The 942-nt window shown below is 41.7% G+C and carries 1 protein-coding gene; it reads right to left on the bottom strand.

Annotation, left to right across the window (positions count from 1 at the left end):
• Positions 1–812 (bottom strand): MFS transporter (locus GRP75_RS28010; protein WP_160791011.1); only part of this gene is annotated, 812 nt, incomplete at its 3' end.
• Positions 813–942 lie beyond the last annotated feature (130 nt).

Raw genomic sequence — 942 nt, 5'->3', positions numbered from 1 at the left:
ATTGAAAACATAAGTCCGATTAGTGCAGGCTTCCAACCGAAGGTATCCATTGTAAATTGTGAAAAAACGGCCTGTAAAGATCCGTTGGGTATCCAAAGTAAGAACGCCGAGACAAGTAGCCTTTTTAAGTTTTTCATGGAAAGTATGTTTGCAAGCTGTGTAAATGGATTCAGTCTTACAAAGGTAATCTCTTTCAGTCTATTATTCTTGGCAAGGCTCTCTGGCATAAAAAAGAATCCATAAACAACATTCAATAAAGTTATGATTGCTCCAAAATACATAGGTACAGAATAACCAAACTTGGCAAGTAATCCGCCTACAGTTGGACCAATGACAGTGCCTACACCTACAACCGCACTCACCCATCCAAAGTATTTGGTTCTCTGTTCTGGAGGAATGATGTCTGCAAAATATGCGAAGATCGTGCTTATGCTCCCACCTGTTATCCCCTCTATTATGCGTCCCGCAAATAGTACCCATAGAGCTCCTCCTATGCCAAAAACCAAGTACCCGATTGCGGAACCCAAAAGGCATACTAAGAGCAATGGACGACGGCCATATTTGTCACTCAGAGCTCCAAGTACGGGGGCCGCAAAAAACACGCAGAAGGCATAAACAGAGGTCAGCAGCGTGACAACGATAGCTTGTTGTCCCGGATTGCTTATATAAGGCTGTACTAAGAATGGAACGACAGGTGCTATGATACTGAAGCCTATTCCGCAAAGAAATACAGAGATAAGGCCGAATATTAAAGCGTGTTTATCTACAATTTGTTCTGTGTTCTGTTCATGGTGTGATCTAAATTTGAACACTTAAATTCTCCCCTTAAAAATTGTTATTTTGCTTCCTCGGAAGCAAAAATATCGTATCACAGTTTTGCTTCCTCGGCAACAAAACAGTAGCAAAAAAAATGCAGCCCGTTCTCAATAGAACCCAGCTGCC

It is taken from the genome of Paenibacillus sp. OT2-17, assembly GCF_009827695.1.
Taxonomy (GTDB): domain Bacteria; phylum Bacillota; class Bacilli; order Paenibacillales; family Paenibacillaceae; genus Paenibacillus; species Paenibacillus polymyxa_B.
Note: the sequence above shows the minus strand (reverse complement) of the source record. Positions and strands in the feature narration are given on the sequence as shown.